The sequence below is a fragment of the Alterirhizorhabdus solaris genome (assembly GCF_007785815.1).
Classification (GTDB): Bacteria; Pseudomonadota; Alphaproteobacteria; order Sphingomonadales; family Sphingomonadaceae; genus Alterirhizorhabdus; species Alterirhizorhabdus solaris.
In genome coordinates this window covers 1-14,787 of the sequence record NZ_VNIM01000045.1, presented here as the reverse complement: position 1 = coordinate 14,787, position 14,787 = coordinate 1, and the positions used below count along the sequence as shown (strand labels likewise).

Here is a 14,787-nt window from a genome sequence, read left to right as displayed (position 1 = left end):
GAGCAGGTGACGCCGCCGCCGCGCTTCGCGGTCGTGATCCCGCTCCATAACAAGGGGTCGGAGATCGGCGCGGCGCTGGCCAGCGTTCTCGCACAGACGCTGCCGGCGGACGAGATCGTCGTGGTGGACGATGCCTCGACCGACGACGGCCCGGCGATCGTCGCTGCCTGCGCCGATCCGCGCCTGCTGCTGCTGCGCCGCGCGGTGCCCGGCGCGGGCGGCTATGCGGCGCGCAACGCCGCCGCCGCCGCCGCGTCCGCCCAATGGATCGCCTTTCTGGACGGGGACGATCTGTGGCATCCCGATCATCTCGCCGCGCTTGCCTCGCTGGCGGCGCGGTTTCCCGCCGCCGGCTGCCTCGCCACCCGCTACACCCACCGATTCCACGACCGTACCGAGCCGGACACGGCGGCAGGCCGGTTCGCCGGCACGCAAGCCTTTCTCACGGATCTGGACGGCTTCCTCGACGGATGGCTGGCGGCGGGGCACTGTCCGATGTGGACGGGCGCGGTCGCGATCCGGCGTGATCTGCTGCTGGCGACGGGCGGTTTTCCGGCGGGCCGGGCGGCGCGGGGCGGGGACAAGGATATGTGGCTGCGCGCGGTTGCCGGCGGCGGCCTCGCCTTCCTGCCGCGCAGCACCGCCGACTTCCGCCGCGAGGCGGCCGACAAGCTGACCGACCGCACCGGCACGCGCCATCTGCCATGTCTGGTGGTCACTGTCCGTGCGCTGGCGCGTGGTGCCGCACCGGGGGGGCGGCGGCGGCTTCGCCGGCTCGCCAATCAGGAAATCATGCTCTACGCGCGCTGGACGATGCCGGGCGAGGGGCGGCCGGCCTTCGGGGTTCGCGACCTTCTGTGGCCCGCGCCGCCGTCTGCGATCGCCACTCTGCTCGCCTCGATCTACCTGCCCAAGGCCCTGCTACGCGCGCTCCGTCGCAGGGGGCATCAGCGCCGTGACCGCTTGGCAGGCCGGGGCGGCTGATCGCAGGCGTCGGCGGGCGACAGGCCGATCAGCCGATCGAAGATATCCCAGTAACGGCTGGTGACGCTGCCCACGCTGAAATCCTGCATCCGTCTGCGTGCCGCCGCGCCGAGCCTGTCGCGCAGTGCCGCGTCGCCTGTCAGCCGGCGCAGACCCGCGCTCAGCGCGTCGACATCGTGATCGGGGACGATCAGGCCGTTCGGTGCCTCGATCACGATGCCCGGCCCGCCGGACCGACCGCCGAGCAGCTCGGCAGGCCCGGACGGGCAGTCGCTGGCCAGCACCGGCCGTCCGAGTACCATCGCCTCGGCGATCGCATTGGGAAACCCCTCATTATGCGAAGCCGAGACGAGGAACTGCGCGCGCGACACGATGGTGAACGGATCTTCCAGAAAGCCGAGCAGGCGTATGCGTGCGCCAAGCCCGCGCCGGTCGATGTCGGCCTGCAACGCCGCCCGCTCGGTCCCTTCGCCCAGGATCAGCAGGGGCACGGGCGGATCGGCCCGGTGATAGGCCTCGATCAGCAGCGAGAAACCCTTTGCGCGGACCAGACGCCCGACGGCCACGATATAGTCGGGCGGCAGCGGGATCGCCGGGGCCTGCGCACCCGCCGCGACGATCTCGTCGAGATAATAGCCGTTGGGAATGGTGCCGGTCAGCGTTTCCGGCACACCGAAATGGTCCACCAGATCTCGGCGCACGCCTTCCGATACGCCCAGCACCCGGGTCGCCCGCCGGTAGAACAGCCGCGGCATCAGGCGCAGCGCCGCCAGCTTCATGCCCCGGTAACGTCCCGCCAGATGGGAGCCGAGGTGCATCCGCTCGCACAGCACGGTCGCCTTCGCGTGGCGCGGCCCGACGAGCGCGCAGGCATAGTTGGAGCGCACCAGCAGGCTGACGACCAGATCGGGCTTCAACCGTTTGAGCAGCCGGTCCAGCCGTGCGGCGCTCCGCCACAGGCTGCCGCCCGCATCGAGGCAGTGGCGCTGGTCGACCTGCGGCATCTTCCGTCGGTCAGGCTCCCTGTCCAGCAGCACGAGATGGATCTCATACTGGTTCAGGCGCCCGTTCGCCGTCCGCAGCATGGTGCCGAGCGCGCGTTCCGCGCCACCGGTCAAAATCGAGTTCATCACGAACACGATGCGCGGCCGGCCTGCGGGCGCGGCAGCGGGGCACACCGCCCGCCCGGCATGACGCGAGGCCACATCGCGAGCCGGCGGCTTCGCAGCTTGCCGTACCAAGGCGTCAGGACGGGGCAGAATATTCAAAGCAAAGCCGACGACGAGCGCGTCGGCCGGTCATGCACCCATCGTGTCATCGCGCCAAGGCGAAACGGTAATGGCAATATGCTCGATGTGTCGGCAACGCTGGTCATGTTCTTCATCTCGCCAAAGTCTTCGGCAATGGTAAATGTTTCTATAACGCGCGCTCGATCCACCGTACATATCGGGCGGCGGCGGGGCTGTCTACTCGACGATCAATCTGCCGTGCTTCCCGCTATGAAACGGTCGCACCCGTATCGAAGGAGCGGGTGCGACCTGTTTCGGCTGCCGGCGGATGATGCATCATCGCTCAGCCGTAGAAATCGCGATACCAGTCGGCGAAACGCTTCAGCCCGTCTTCGAGCATCACCTGCGGGTGGTAGCCGGTCAGCTCGCGCAGTTTCGTGACGTCCGCATAGGTAGCGGTCACGTCGCCGGGTTGCATCGGCTTCATTATCTTTTCCGCCTTCCGCCCCAGCGCGTCCTCCAGCGCCTCGATCATGGCCATCAGCCCGACCGGCCGGCTGTCGCCGATGTTCAACACGCGGTGATCGCCTGCCGCGGGTGGGTGGTCGAGCGCGCCGACGACGCCGTCGACGATATCGTCAATATATGTGAAGTCGCGCGCCATGCGGCCCTCGCCGAACACCTCGATCGGTTCGCCGGCAAGCATCTTCTGCGTGAAGCCGAAATAGGCCATGTCGGGCCGGCCCCACGGCCCGTACACGGTAAAGAAGCGCAGGCCGGTCTGCGGGAAGCGATAGAGTTTCGCATAGGCCTCGCTCATCAGTTCGCACGCGCGTTTAGTCGCTGCGTAGAGCGAGACCGGGCTGATCGCCGGCTCCTCCTCGGTGAAGCCTTCGCCGCCCATCGGCTTGTCGCCGTAGACGGACGATGACGAGGCATAGACGATATGCTCGAACCCTGGCGCGTGCCGGCTGGCCTCCAGCAGCGCGAGGTGCCCTGCAAGGTTCGAGCGTTCGTATGCGAACGGGTTCTCGATCGAATAGCGCACGCCCGCCTGCGCGGCGAGATGGACGACGCGGACCACCCCGTTCTCACGGATAAGGCGGGCGACGCCCTGCGCATCGGCGATATCGAGGCGGTGGAAGGTGAAGCCGTCGAGACCGTCGAAGGTCTTCAGCCGTGCTTCCTTTAGTGCCGGATCGTAATAATCGTTCAAATTGTCGATGCCGATCACCCGCTCGCCGCGCCGGAGCAGGCGATGCGCCGTCGCATGACCGATGAAGCCGGCCGCGCCGGTCACCAGAACCGGATCGGAACGACTCACCTGCCGATGCCGCTATAAACGAAGCCGAGCGCCTGCATCTCGGCCGGGTTGTAGATGTTTCGCAGATCGACCAGCACCGGCGAGGACAGCAGCCCCCGGACCCGGTCGAAATCCAGCGCGCGGAACGCGTCCCACTCGGTCACGATCACCAGCGCGTCGGCATTTTCCATCGCCTCGTAGGGGCCGGTCGCGTAGGTCACGTTCTGGAGCAGCGGCTTCGCCTGTTCTATGCCCTCCGGGTCGAACGCTTGGATGGTCGCGCCCGCATCCTGCAACGTCTGGATCACCGCGATGGCGGGGGAATCGCGCATGTCGTCGGTGTTCGGCTTGAACGTCAGGCCGAGCACGGCCACCGTTTTGCCGCGCACCTCGCCGCCCATCGCATGGATGACCTTGCGGCCCATCGCGCGCTTGCGGTTGTCGTTCACCGCGACGACCGCTTCCACGATGCGCTGGGGGGCATCGTACTCTTGGCTGGTCTTTAGCAGCGCCAGCGTATCCTTGGGGAAGCAAGAGCCGCCGTAGCCCGGCCCTGCATGGAGGAACTTCGATCCGATGCGGTTGTCCAGCCCGATGCCGCGCGCCACCTCCTGCACGTCGGCGCCCACCTTTTCGCACAGGTCGGCGATCTCGTTGATGAAGGTGATCTTGGTGGCGAGGAAGGCGTTGCCGGCGTATTTCGTTAGCTCGGCCCCGCGCCGCGACATCTCGACGATCGGCGCACGGTTCAGGCTGATCGGGCGGTAGATGTTGCGCATCACCTCCATGCCGCGCGCATCGTGGCCGCCCACGACGATACGGTCGGGCCGCTTGAAATCGTCGATCGCGGCGCCCTCGCGCAGGAATTCGGGGTTGGAGACGACGGCGAACTCGGCATCCGGGTTGGCCTCGCGGATGATCCGCTCCACCTCGTCGCCGGTGCCAACGGGCACGGTCGATTTGGTGACGATGACAGTGAAGCCGGTCAGCGCGGTTGCGATCTCCTTCGCCGCCGCATAGACGTAGCTTAGGTCGGCATGGCCGTCGCCGCGGCGCGACGGGGTGCCGACGGCGATGAACACCGCGTCCTTGTCCGCCACGCCCTCAGCCAGACTGGTGGTGAAGGCCAGCCGCCCGGACGAGACGTTGCGCGATACCAGGCCGTCGAGGCCCGGCTCGTAGATGGGCATGACGTTCGCGTGCAGGGCGGCGATCTTGCGCTCGTCCTTGTCAACGCAGGTCACCTCGTGGCCGAAATCGGCAAAGCAGGCTCCCGATACGAGACCCACATACCCCGAGCCTATCATAGCAACGCGCATCGTTCGTAAACTCCCTGGCAGGGCCGGACCGGCAAACCCCTCGACGAAGATAGCCGGGCAACCGGAATCCGATCGTTCTTTTGCGCTGCAACACGCTAAATTTCGGTTGAGATGCCTTCGTCCGTCGGGTTGGTCAATGCCAAGGTGGTGCCGACCGGAAAAAGCGAGGGGGCGTTTGCACGGCGTGCTATGCGCCTGTTTCCGGTGGCGGGGCCGTCCATCCGCAATCCGCGCGCCATGTATAGTGCGTCGTCCGGTGATGCGGATGTCGGCGTCTCGCCCCCGGATGGCCATGCCGGTCGCCGGTTCGCGTTTCGCCTCAAGGAGAATCCCCGGTTTTTGGGATCAGGTTCGACGTGGCCGCAGCGGCCTTGCGGGATGGCGATGCGAGGCCGGGAAATCGGAGAGCGTGGGCATGGCCTTGTCCGCCGAACGTCGTCACAACGGCGTCGGCTGGATCGGATCCGGTTTATCGCATAGGAAGAAAGCATGCGGTGGAGTATGAACACCTTTCTCCCCTTGGCATGGGCACTCGCCGTTTCGGCGCTCGTCTCCGCCCAATCGCCCGGGATCTCGCCTGCCGGGCAGGATGGCAAGATCCCGGCCGTTGCCGGCTCCGCTATCGGCAAGGCGATGTCGGCTGCGCTGGGGCGGTGCGACGCGGATGGCATTTCCCGGCCGCGCGGGCGGCTTGCCGATGCATGTGCCGAGGCGGCCGCCACGCCGGCGTCCGGGGCTATCACGGCCGCCGCCCCGCAGCTTGCCCGGCAGGCGGCCTCTCTCCGCTCCACTAAGATCATGAAGGCGGGCTACGGCATGCGCGGGCTGGCGGTGTCGGGGCTGGGCACGCTGGGGCGGGTCGACGGGATCGCGCCCGGCCTCGTCGTCTCCGACGTGTCGACCACGGGGGCAACGTATCTGCTGCGCGCCTACCAGTTCGGCGATCAGGCACCGAATCTGACGATCGCACGCGTGCAGATGCTGGACAACGGCCCCGGCGGCATTCTAGTTCGCGGTGCGTCGTCGGGCACGATCAGTGACGTGAAGATCGTCGCGACCCGGCCGAACGATAACTGCAAGAAGGTGCCCGAGGGGGTCGCGCTGGCGGGCAAGGCGACTGGCGACACCGGCGGCCCGTGGCTGATCGAGCGGGTAAGCGTCACCGGCATCCGCTCGGTCGGTTGCAGGTTCCTCAACGGCGACGGCTTCTCGGTGGAGCGCGGCTACCGCGACGGCGTGATCCGTCTTGCGTATGCGGCGGACAATTCGGATGCGGGCTTCGACATCAAGAGTCCGACGTTTCAGCTCGACCACACCGTCGCGGAGCGCAACCGGCGTAGCTACAAGCTGTGGGCTGACCAGAGCCACGGCACACTGACCAGCATCAACCCCGGCCAGCCGGGCAGCGGCGCGGCGTCGCACATTCAGGTACAGGGTGCGCGCCGCATCCGCATCGAACGGCTGATCGCGCGTAGCACTACAACCGCGCCGATTTTCCAGATCGAGAATGCGGAGACGCCGGCGGACATCACCGTGGGCGCGTGCGAGCTGACGGTGCCTGCGGGGACAAAGATGCTCGTCGGCAAGGCCGTGCTAGCACTGGGGCCGGGCTGCGTGCTCTGAAGGGGTCAGGTGGTGCATGCGAGTCGGTGACTTGTCGCTTTAAATTCTACTCATCTGAATCTAAAGTTCGCCGCATAAGGTACGCTTTGCGCTTTGGTAGAAGCGCTTTACCGAGGCGAGGATCTCGTCGGCCGACTTCGTCGAACGGTATGGCTTGTGGTTCTCGTTGTGCCGTTCGATAAAAAAGCGAATGTCCTTCTCGAGCTGGCGGGTGGAGGTATGGACGCCACGCCTGAGGCTGCTTGTGGGTGAGTTCGGCAAACCAGCGCTCGACCTGGTTGATCCACGATGCGGACGTCGGGTGGAATGGACGTGGTAGTGTGGCCGGCGGGCGAGCCATGCCCGGACGAGGGCGGTTTTTATCGGTCGCGTAATTGTCCATGACGATGTGGACGTCGAGGTCGGGCGGCACCTGCGCGTCGATCTGCTTGAGGAAGTCAAGAAACTCGGCGGCCCGGTGGCGCTTGTAGCATTTGCCGATCACGAAGCCGAAGGCCCCTTCGAGTTCGCTCGGGACAGGATGTCGAGCGCCGCAAACAGCGATGTCGTGCCGTGGCGGACATAGCTGTGGGTGCGGCGCTCTGGCATGCCGGGCATCATCGGCAGGACCGGCTGCTCGAGGTCGAGCGCCTGAATCTGTGGTTAGCGTCCGCGGTCGTGGTGTAATTTCCCGGTGTAGATGACGGTGCATCGGCGTCACGGTGGCCACCGGGCTCATCGGATATGGTGGAGTTTCCAGACTTCAACCTGACCCGAGGAATTTCCGATGACCGACGACAGACTACCGCTTGCCGAGTTGATGGCGAAGACCGGAGACGGCGATTTCCTGCGCAGCGTCGCCGAGAGCGTGCTGCAGACATCATGGAGGCCGATGTCGATGGCCTGATCGGTGCCGTCCGCCACGAGCGATCAGGCGAGCGCAGCACGTGGCGCAACGGCTATCGCGACCGGGCGCTCGACACCCGACCGGGCGCTCGACACCCGACTGGGCACGCTCGACCTGAAGATCCCCAAGCTGCGCACCGGCGCGTACTTCCTCGGCTTCCTGGAGCCCCGCAAGACGGTGGAGAAGGCGCTGGTCAGCGTCATCCAGGAAGCCCGGATCGCCGGTGTCAGCACCCGCCGTGTCGACGATCTGGTGCAGGTGATGGGGATGTCGGGCATTTCGAAGTCGAGCGTCTCGAAGCTGTGCAAGGACATCGACGAGCGCGTGAACGCCTTCCCGACCCTGGCTATTCGCGTCTCGGGTCCGATCAGGGGCAGGTCGAACGTCTCGGATAGCTGCGGTTCGCCTGTGGATCGTACAGGCACGCCTTGATGACCGCGACCTTCGCATTGTCCGGCACAAACAGCGCAGGTGCGCCGCCGAAGGCCTCCACCGCCCGCACATTCGCGCCGATCCAGTCCGGCAGCGTTTCGGTCCAAGTCGCCTCCGCGTAGGACAGGCTGGAGGCGGCGAGCACGGCCGCGAAGATGTGCGCGTTGCGGATTTCACCGGTCAGCCGATCAACCACCACCGTAATCTTGTCGCCGGCATTATCGATGAACAGCTTGTCGCCCGGGGTATGGTTCTGCCGCATCGTGACCGGCAGCTTCATCGCCCAGCCGCGATAAAGGTCGCAGAAACGGCTGTAACGATAGCCCTCCGGGTGCGCCGCGATATACTCGTCCCACAGGATCTGCAGCGTCACATGCTTGCGCTGCGTCTCGCGGTGGAGCCGGCCCCAGTTGGGTTCCGGGCATCGTCCGTAGCCGGTCTTGTTGCCGGACTCGCGGTAGAGCGCGGCCTCCAGCGCCGCGTCGCTGACATCGTCTCCGAGCGGCCACACCAGACCGGCCGCCGCCGCCCGCTTCGGCGTCTCGCGCACCGTCGATGGCACCGCGCCGACGCGCAGCGATATCGCCTTGTACCCCAAACCTTGCTAGGCTCGGTATCTCAACATCTCTCGGACACGCCGCATGCTCATCCTTTCCGCCGGCATCAGCTGCTCACTCGGACAGCCCAAAAGAGCGAACCTAACCCCGCCAGCGGACCCCAACCGACACCGCCCCAAGGGGCGACATCATTTCAGATCAGGGGCCGGCATCATTTCGGAATGCACGGGCGGCTTCCCTCGGAATCAGCAGGTATGGGTTCTGAGTGGGGCGTTTTCATAAGGAAAAGCACTGTTCATGCTGGTCTCGGCGCTGATGGGGCTTGACCGGATGAAAGCGGCTTATGCTTATGCCATCAAGAATGAATACCGTTTCTACTCCTGTGGGGATGCAAGGCTGCTCCTTCCCGGATGATGCTTCTGATAGGTCGTGGTGGGACGCCCTTTCAAAAGCTTTGTTACAACAAGCTCCCCGTCTTCCCAGAGGAAGGGTCGTAAACCCCGATTAATCGTTTCAGCGGGCTCTTGACACGTTGCAGCTGTTGCCAGAGACTTTCTGCAGTCTGGGTGTGAGAGTAGCGGTGCATGACAAGGCATTGGAGATTGCGAGCGCTCTGCTTCTGGTCGCAGGCGTGATTATCGGGACGGCCGCGGCGAAAGGTATGCCCTCGCGGCTTTGGAGTAATCTGGATCACGTGCTGGTTCGGTGTCCCGCCGCCTCGGCGGATGAAGTTGCTTTGGCGGGGTTGTGCGACGCCATCCTGGACGAAATGCATCATCTGTCACCGTACCCAGTCGACCGATTCAACGATGACTCACCGGCCGGACATTCGCCGCGAAGTCTGCTGGTCGATGTTCGGCTCTTTCGACAGGATGGCTTGCAGCATCTTCAGTTAAGCGTGCGCCGCGCCGCTAGCATCGACGACTCGGAGGGAACACGCACGTTGCCTGCTGTGGCGCTCGCTGAGCCAGCGTCGAGTGAATCCGTGCGCACTGTCGTCATCGAGGCGCTCGCACGCGCTCTGCCTTGGCGCCGTGACGCAAGCAGACCAAGCGCTAAGAAAATCGCGGAGAGGTCAAGCAGCTTCTAATTTGGAGAACACTCATGCCCTTGACCGAATACGACCGCATGCATTCCGGCAACCCGGCGCCGGAAGCGATGTCCCTAGATCCGTTGGCGGGGGGAAGCTACGCTGATAAGCCGATCTGGACGCTTGAGGCGATCGCGGACAATCTGAACCGCACGGGCTTCGATTGGTACACGAACAATTATGGTGAGCTCAAGGACGGCGTTCTTAACTTTGGCTTTTGGCTGAACCAGGAGGAGATCGCCAACAGCTATTACGTCAACGCGACGGGCACCGACGCGTTCGCGGAAGCCGACCCGGAAACCTTCAGTCCGTTTACTGCCGGGCAGAAAGCCGTAGCGCGCGGCGCGATCGCACTCTGGGACGATCTCGTCGGGATCTCCTTTCAAGAAACTAAGTCGTTCAACGCCGACATTACCTACGGCAACACCGACACCGGCGGCGCACAGGCCTATGCCTACCTGCCGTTTGGAGATATTTACGACAGCTACTATGAAGAGGAGTTCGGCTTCGACGAGCTCGGCCGGATCAGTGGAGACGTTTGGATCGACGGCTTCGTCTCGTCGAACTTTGCTCCGCTAAAGGATAGCTACTATTCTGTCCTGACGATGATCCACGAAACTGGTCATGCGCTCGGGCTCAGTCATCCCGGCGACTACGACGCGCTCGACGACGACGATGGCGACGGCAATCCCGATCCGATTACCTACGAAAATGACGCCTTCTTTGCGCAGGATTCGCTTCAGTATAGCGTGATGAGCTATTTCGACGCGTATGAGACGGGTGCCCAGCACATCGATTGGTCGCTTTTGAACTTTGCCTACGCAGCCACGCCTCTGGTCCACGATATCGCAGCGATCCAAGAAATCTACGGTGCAGACGCGACGACGCGGACGGGCGACACCGTCTATGGCTTCAATTCCACAGCGGACCGGGCGGCTTATGACTTCTCGAAGAACACCCGGCCGATTGTAGCGATTTGGGATGCTGGCGGTGAAGATACACTCGACTTTTCGGGTTGGAACACGGCGTCTACTATCGATCTCAACGAGGGCGCCTTCTCTTCCGGCGGGGGCGTCGAGGCGTTCCTGACGCTGGAACAGGTAAACGCCAACCGGGCTGCGCTCGGCTTCGCACCGCGAACTGCGGAGGTCGCTGCCTTCTACGAGGAGATCAGGGAAACGTTTGGGATCACGAGCCCGCTCTTCAAGGACAACATCTCGATCGCTTACGGTGCGATAATTGAGAACGCTGTCGGCGGCGGAGGCGACGATCGCATCATCGGCAATCAGGTGAACAACGTACTCACCGGCAAGGCCGGCGCGGATACGTTCATGTTCAAGACGCTGGGACAGACCGGTGTCGATCGGATCACCGACTTTGGCCGCACGGACACCCTCGTTACTCAAAAGGCGATCGGTGACGGCAACGGCGACGGTATCATTACCTGGACCCGAAATGCCGCACTCCGGCTTGACGGGAGCGATAACGACCGCGTTAATCTTTATGGGATCTCGCCGTCGAGCGGCCTTCGCTACTTAGGCGTGGTCGACGGCGAGTATTTTTATGCCGACGCGCGGGTCCGCCCCATCGCCGGGGGCGGGCATACGGTCAGAGAAGGTAGCGTCGCGGATGACGTCTTAACGGGTAGCGGGAGCGGCGGAACTACCAAGACGGTGTTGTTCTTCGACACAGCGGGAGCGGCGCCAACCGGTGATGACTCGGTATCGAGCTTCGGCAAGCGCGACATCCTCGTTACAACTATCAAGCTAATAGACGGCAACGGGGACAACATCATCACGTTGGGGGCGGACGGCGTGCTGCAACTTGGCGAAGGAGAGGGGACAATCGAGTTTAACAGTAAGCCAAAGCTCGAGTTCGATGGACTAGTGAGTAAGTCCGGCACCGACTATTACGTCTATAGCCTTGAAGGGTCTGCGGCGGGCATAGGTGACCTTATGTTAGCATAAAACTGAGGCTCAAGCGGTCACTGATCTTATACGTCGGTTGCAAACGGGGCAAGCGCTGCTTGCAACGGCGCAAGCCATGGCGCAAAAAGTTGCGCACGGCCGATCCCGTCGCGGTTGATCGGTCGGCGTACCTGCTGCGCGCTCGGCGTCCGCACGGGCCGCTTTGTTTCGAAAAAGCGTAGGCAGCAAGGATCGAACGATAGGTCGCAGACATCAAGCAGGCGCCGAACCTCGGGCTCGAGATTATCGACAAGTTGTTCGTACGTAACACGGTGGACTCGTCCCGGCAGCGCGACATCGAGCCGATCCATAAATTCCGCATAATCACGATAATACCGGCCGAGATCGCCTAGATCGTCGGCGTGACCTTGACCTTGCGCAAAGTAACGGCAGAAGTTCGAGACGCAGCAATCGAGTGGATCGCGCCGCACGTCGATAATCTTCGCATGAGGAAAGATCAGATGGATCAACGCGATGTGGCGCCAGTTGCCCGGCATCTTGTCGGTGAAACGTGGCCGGTCGCTGTGCCGGTAAGGGCGAACCTCTGCTAGATAAGCCTCGCCAATCGCCGATGCCTGCTTGGCGTCCAGCTTCGCGATCAACTCGGGCGTTACTAGGTGTTCCATCTCCCGTGCGCCAAGACGATGCGCGATCTGCGCCAGGTGCGGCAGCTCCGCGAGCCCTTCCACGTCAGGGTGACTTGCGAGGATTTGTTCGACAAGGGTCGAGCCCGCCCGGTGCATGCCGACGATGAAGATCGGTGTGGTGCTACGCGCTCCATGCCCGGCGCGATCGCGGAAAAAGGAGACATCGAACGATTCTGCACCCCGCTCGATCGAGCGAGAGAAGGCCTGCGCATCGTGCTGCACGCGACGCCGGCGGAGCCGATGGCCTTCAGCATAGCAGGCGAAGGATCTTGCACCGTCGCTCCGTTCCTCCCATGCTCGACCGAGTGCGAAATGAATCGGTATGCGGAAGCGGTCGTCCGCTGTCGATCGAGCGGCGACAGTGGTCATCGCGGCGATGTCCGCTTCGGTCACGGCTGCGGGATCTAGGTCGGCCAGAGTCCACCACGCGGGACCGAACTCCGGGTTGGCGGCAATCGCCCGGCGTACCGCCTCGCAAGCTTCCGCTCGTCGCCCGACCTGCGCCAGCAAGCGCGTGTGGCTGAGCCACGCGACCGCGTTTGTCGGTGCGATCGCAAGGCCCGCTGCGCTTGCCCCCAACGCCTCCTCGTTCCGGCCGATGCGGCCAAGCAGCGTCGACTTCAGGTGCAGGAGCTCGGCGGCGGCGGTTGCCGACGGTAGGCCATCGTCCACCAATGCGATTGCCTCGTCCCAGCGGTTCTGGTGGCGCAGCAGGCGCACGAGCATCTTGCGCAGTGTGACATAGCTTGGCGTACAGGTCAGCGCGCGGCGCAGCAGCGCCTCCGCATTCGCCGCTCGGCCGGTGCGCAACGCGACCTCCGCGAGCATTCCCATCGCTACCGGATCGTTGGAATGCTCTCGAAGGTGGTGTGCCAGTACTTGTTGCGCTTCCGCCGCCCGCCCCCCAGCCAGCGCTTCAGCGGCCGCAGCCACAGTGGGGAATTCGCGCATTCGTGCGATCAGCGCTGCTTCGGAACGTTCGGCAGCCTCGTGCTTGTCAAGCCGGCGCAAGGCGGCAGCGGAGACCTGCAGGGCTTGCAAGTGCGACGGATCAGCGGTCAGCGCAGCCTCTGCCGCTTCAAGCGCCGCAACTGCGTCCCAGTCAGGCAAGTCCGTCGGCAACGCTTGTGATCTCCGCAATCTTAGGATGAGGATAGGCGATGATCGCGACGATATCGAGTCTCCGGCAGCCGCTCTGTCACTCCTTAGAGTCTGTGTCGGAACTCATTCTGAGCATGCCAACCGCCGGGTACGAAGCATGGCGGATGCAGCGTAAAGGAAAGCCGCCGCCGAGGCGATCGTCGCCTCGAAGTCCTTGGCGAGTCGGCGGTTGCGGCCGAGCCAGCCGAAGGTGCGCTCGACTACCCAACGGCGTGGATGGACGACGAAGCCGGTCTGGTCGGCGTTAGCGGCCCCTACCGAGTGGTCCGGTTTGATTGTTAGGCCACGTTGACGTGCCTGACGAGACCCCCGTCTTTCATCCAACGGCAACCATAGACCGATCGTTGTTGTCGCGCAGGTGCGCGGGCGAAGCAACGGGCGGGTTTAAGCCCGCCTGTTGCTTTTCGAGTTCGGCGGCGAACGCCGCCGGTGTGGCGTAGCCGAGCGAGGAGTGCGGTCGCTCGGTGTTATAGTCGTCGACCCAGCGCGCGAGGATCGAGCGCGCCTGGCGGACGGTGAAGAACCCTACCCGGACTGATTCGCGAGATCCGTGCAGTGGCACCACGTGGCTGACGCCGACGCGCCGATCGACGCGCTGGCCGCCGGCGTGCTTGGCGTCGTCCGCGTGATCGATGAGGTGGCCGCCGGGATCGACGCCGCCTTCGCAGCCGAGCTGCGCGCCCGCCACGGCGTCCCGGAATGGGTCCGGCCAGCGCTGATGTATCCTCAAGTGGAGGTCGTCTGAACCATCACGTGGCGGAGCGTTCGCCAGCGGCTTATATCGTCACCACCACTCCCGACGACGAAGAGACCGTCGGGCCTTTCGACGCGCTGCAGCTCGACGTGCGGCATCGCCTGCCGACTTGTCGGTCAACTTCCGCGTCTGGTCCCACCTTAACAGGAAACGATAGCCAAGCGTCTGCGGACGCATGGGTGGGGCTTCCGCTTCCTGCTCCGCGCTCATCTCGCCGACGACGGCACGGACCATCACAAAGTAGCCCAGCCCGGCGAAGGCGAGGATCAGGAATCCTGTTCCGAGCAGCCACCACATCTCCAATTCCCCTGCTGCGACGATGCCGCCGCGGGCAGCGGTCCATGACCGGCCTCGGCATGCCCGCCGACCCATAATCTCTGACCCGCCTTGCGCCCAGTGGGGGCGCTCCTCTCGAAAGGTCCTGATCATGAGCATCACTCTGGGTGCGCGATCTATCGCGCGCCTCGCCGGCGTACATCCCGACCTCGTCTGCGTCGTGAATCGCGCCGCGCAGATGGCGGTTGCCGAGGAGGACTTCAGCGTCCTAGGGCTAGGACTCACAACCACCACATGATGGCGGCGGCAAGATGGATGGCGCCGAGAAAGTTGGTGGCGTTCCGGTCGTAGCGGGTTGCGAGCCGCCTGCAGTCTTTCAGGCGGCAGAAGATGCGCTCGATGGCGTTGCGGCCTTTGTAAAGGGTTTTGCTCAAGCAGCTCTTCCACACGCGCGTGCGTTTTGGCGGGATGTTGGGGACCGCACCCTGACTCTCGATCAGGTCGCGGACGCGATTGGTGTCGTAGGCACGGTCGGCGTGGACGATGCACCGCTCGGGCA

The 14,787-nt window shown here is 64.2% G+C and carries 10 protein-coding genes and 6 pseudogenes; 6 read left to right on the top strand and 10 right to left on the bottom strand.

The genetic code is table 11. From position 1 onward, the window contains the following. Positions 1 to 6: 6 nt before the first annotated feature. Entirely contained in the window at positions 7 to 984 is a 978-nt protein-coding gene (locus tag FOY91_RS11950; protein WP_162527215.1) for a glycosyltransferase family A protein, read from the top strand. On the opposite strand, the gene FOY91_RS11945 is transcribed toward FOY91_RS11950, so the two are convergent. The 3 genes from FOY91_RS11945 to FOY91_RS11935 all read right to left on the bottom strand — a co-directional run bounded on the left by FOY91_RS11945 (position 948) and on the right by FOY91_RS11935 (position 4,835). Then, on the bottom strand, positions 948 to 2,189 hold the full coding sequence (locus FOY91_RS11945) for a glycosyltransferase (RefSeq protein ID WP_145151980.1): 1,242 nt from the start codon (positions 2,187 to 2,189) through the stop codon (positions 948 to 950). The genes FOY91_RS11950 and FOY91_RS11945 overlap by 37 nt on opposite strands. Before the next feature lie 367 nt (positions 2,190 to 2,556). Further along, positions 2,557 to 3,537 carry an NAD-dependent epimerase/dehydratase family protein gene (locus FOY91_RS11940; RefSeq protein WP_145151977.1) on the bottom strand — a complete coding sequence of 327 codons (981 nt, stop codon included), beginning with the start codon at positions 3,535 to 3,537 and terminating at the stop codon, positions 2,557 to 2,559. Further along, complete coding sequence (locus tag FOY91_RS11935) at positions 3,534 to 4,835, bottom strand: UDP-glucose dehydrogenase family protein (RefSeq protein WP_145151974.1); 1,302 nt, start codon at positions 4,833 to 4,835, stop codon at positions 3,534 to 3,536. The genes FOY91_RS11940 and FOY91_RS11935 overlap by 4 nt, the downstream gene beginning before the upstream one ends. 489 nt (positions 4,836 to 5,324) lie before the next feature. On the opposite strand from FOY91_RS11935, the gene FOY91_RS11930 reads away from it, so the two are divergent. After that, the gene (locus FOY91_RS11930) at positions 5,325 to 6,458 is read left to right on the top strand and encodes a hypothetical protein (RefSeq protein WP_145151971.1); all 1,134 of its coding nucleotides are present in this window, start codon (positions 5,325 to 5,327) and stop codon (positions 6,456 to 6,458) included. A gap of 60 nt (positions 6,459 to 6,518) precedes the next feature. Here FOY91_RS11930 and FOY91_RS11925 read toward each other — a convergent pair. Continuing rightward, positions 6,519 to 7,097, bottom strand: a pseudogene (locus FOY91_RS11925) (IS630 family transposase); the annotation flags it as partial. A 127-nt stretch (positions 7,098 to 7,224) separates the two neighbouring features. Between FOY91_RS11925 and FOY91_RS11920 the strand changes: the two are divergent. Continuing rightward, a pseudogene (locus FOY91_RS11920) lies at positions 7,225 to 7,680 on the top strand (transposase); the annotation flags it as partial. Positions 7,681 to 7,735: 55 nt separating this feature from the next. Here the strand turns inward: FOY91_RS11920 and FOY91_RS11915 are convergent. Next, positions 7,736 to 8,374, bottom strand: a pseudogene (locus FOY91_RS11915) (transposase); the annotation flags it as partial. A 250-nt stretch (positions 8,375 to 8,624) separates the two neighbouring features. Between FOY91_RS11915 and FOY91_RS11910 the strand changes: the two are divergent. The 3 genes and pseudogenes from FOY91_RS11910 to FOY91_RS22625 form a co-directional block, all read left to right on the top strand. Next, positions 8,625 to 8,747 (top strand): annotated as a pseudogene (locus FOY91_RS11910) (S-adenosylmethionine:tRNA ribosyltransferase-isomerase); the annotation flags it as partial. Between the two features lie 166 nt (positions 8,748 to 8,913). Next, positions 8,914 to 9,423 (top strand): hypothetical protein, encoded by a 510-nt coding sequence (locus tag FOY91_RS11905; RefSeq protein WP_145151968.1) that lies wholly within the window; start codon positions 8,914 to 8,916, stop codon positions 9,421 to 9,423. Positions 9,424 to 9,437: 14 nt separating this feature from the next. Then, positions 9,438 to 11,390, top strand: coding sequence for a M10 family metallopeptidase (locus FOY91_RS22625; RefSeq protein ID WP_203234555.1), 1,953 nt, complete (start codon positions 9,438 to 9,440; stop codon positions 11,388 to 11,390). A 26-nt stretch (positions 11,391 to 11,416) separates the two neighbouring features. On the opposite strand, the gene FOY91_RS11895 is transcribed toward FOY91_RS22625, so the two are convergent. The 5 genes and pseudogenes from FOY91_RS11895 to FOY91_RS11875 all read right to left on the bottom strand — a co-directional run. Further along, positions 11,417 to 13,159 (bottom strand): tetratricopeptide repeat-containing sulfotransferase family protein, encoded by a 1,743-nt coding sequence (locus FOY91_RS11895; RefSeq protein ID WP_145151965.1) that lies wholly within the window; start codon positions 13,157 to 13,159, stop codon positions 11,417 to 11,419. Positions 13,160 to 13,261: 102 nt separating this feature from the next. Beyond that, positions 13,262 to 13,429 (bottom strand): annotated as a pseudogene (locus FOY91_RS11890) (transposase); the annotation flags it as partial. Between the two features lie 85 nt (positions 13,430 to 13,514). Next, positions 13,515 to 13,721 (bottom strand): annotated as a pseudogene (locus FOY91_RS22835) (integrase core domain-containing protein); the annotation flags it as partial. A 261-nt stretch (positions 13,722 to 13,982) separates the two neighbouring features. Further along, the gene (locus tag FOY91_RS11880) at positions 13,983 to 14,249 is read right to left on the bottom strand and encodes a hypothetical protein (protein WP_145151962.1); all 267 of its coding nucleotides are present in this window, start codon (positions 14,247 to 14,249) and stop codon (positions 13,983 to 13,985) included. Between the two features lie 260 nt (positions 14,250 to 14,509). After that, on the bottom strand, positions 14,510 to 14,787 hold a 278-nt coding region (locus tag FOY91_RS11875; protein ID WP_145151959.1), incomplete at its 5' end, for a transposase.

What these genes read in the sequence shown, in the direction of transcription:
- FOY91_RS11935 (WP_145151974.1), bottom strand. Translation starts at nt 4,835, where the DNA reads ATGCGCGTTGCTATGATAGGCTCGGGGTATGTGGGTCTCGTATCGGGA.
- FOY91_RS11930 (WP_145151971.1), top strand. Translation starts at nt 5,325, where the DNA reads ATGCGGTGGAGTATGAACACCTTTCTCCCCTTGGCATGGGCACTCGCC.
- FOY91_RS22625 (WP_203234555.1), top strand. Translation starts at nt 9,438, where the DNA reads ATGCCCTTGACCGAATACGACCGCATGCATTCCGGCAACCCGGCGCCG.
- FOY91_RS11880 (WP_145151962.1), bottom strand. Translation starts at nt 14,249, where the DNA reads ATGTGGTGGCTGCTCGGAACAGGATTCCTGATCCTCGCCTTCGCCGGG.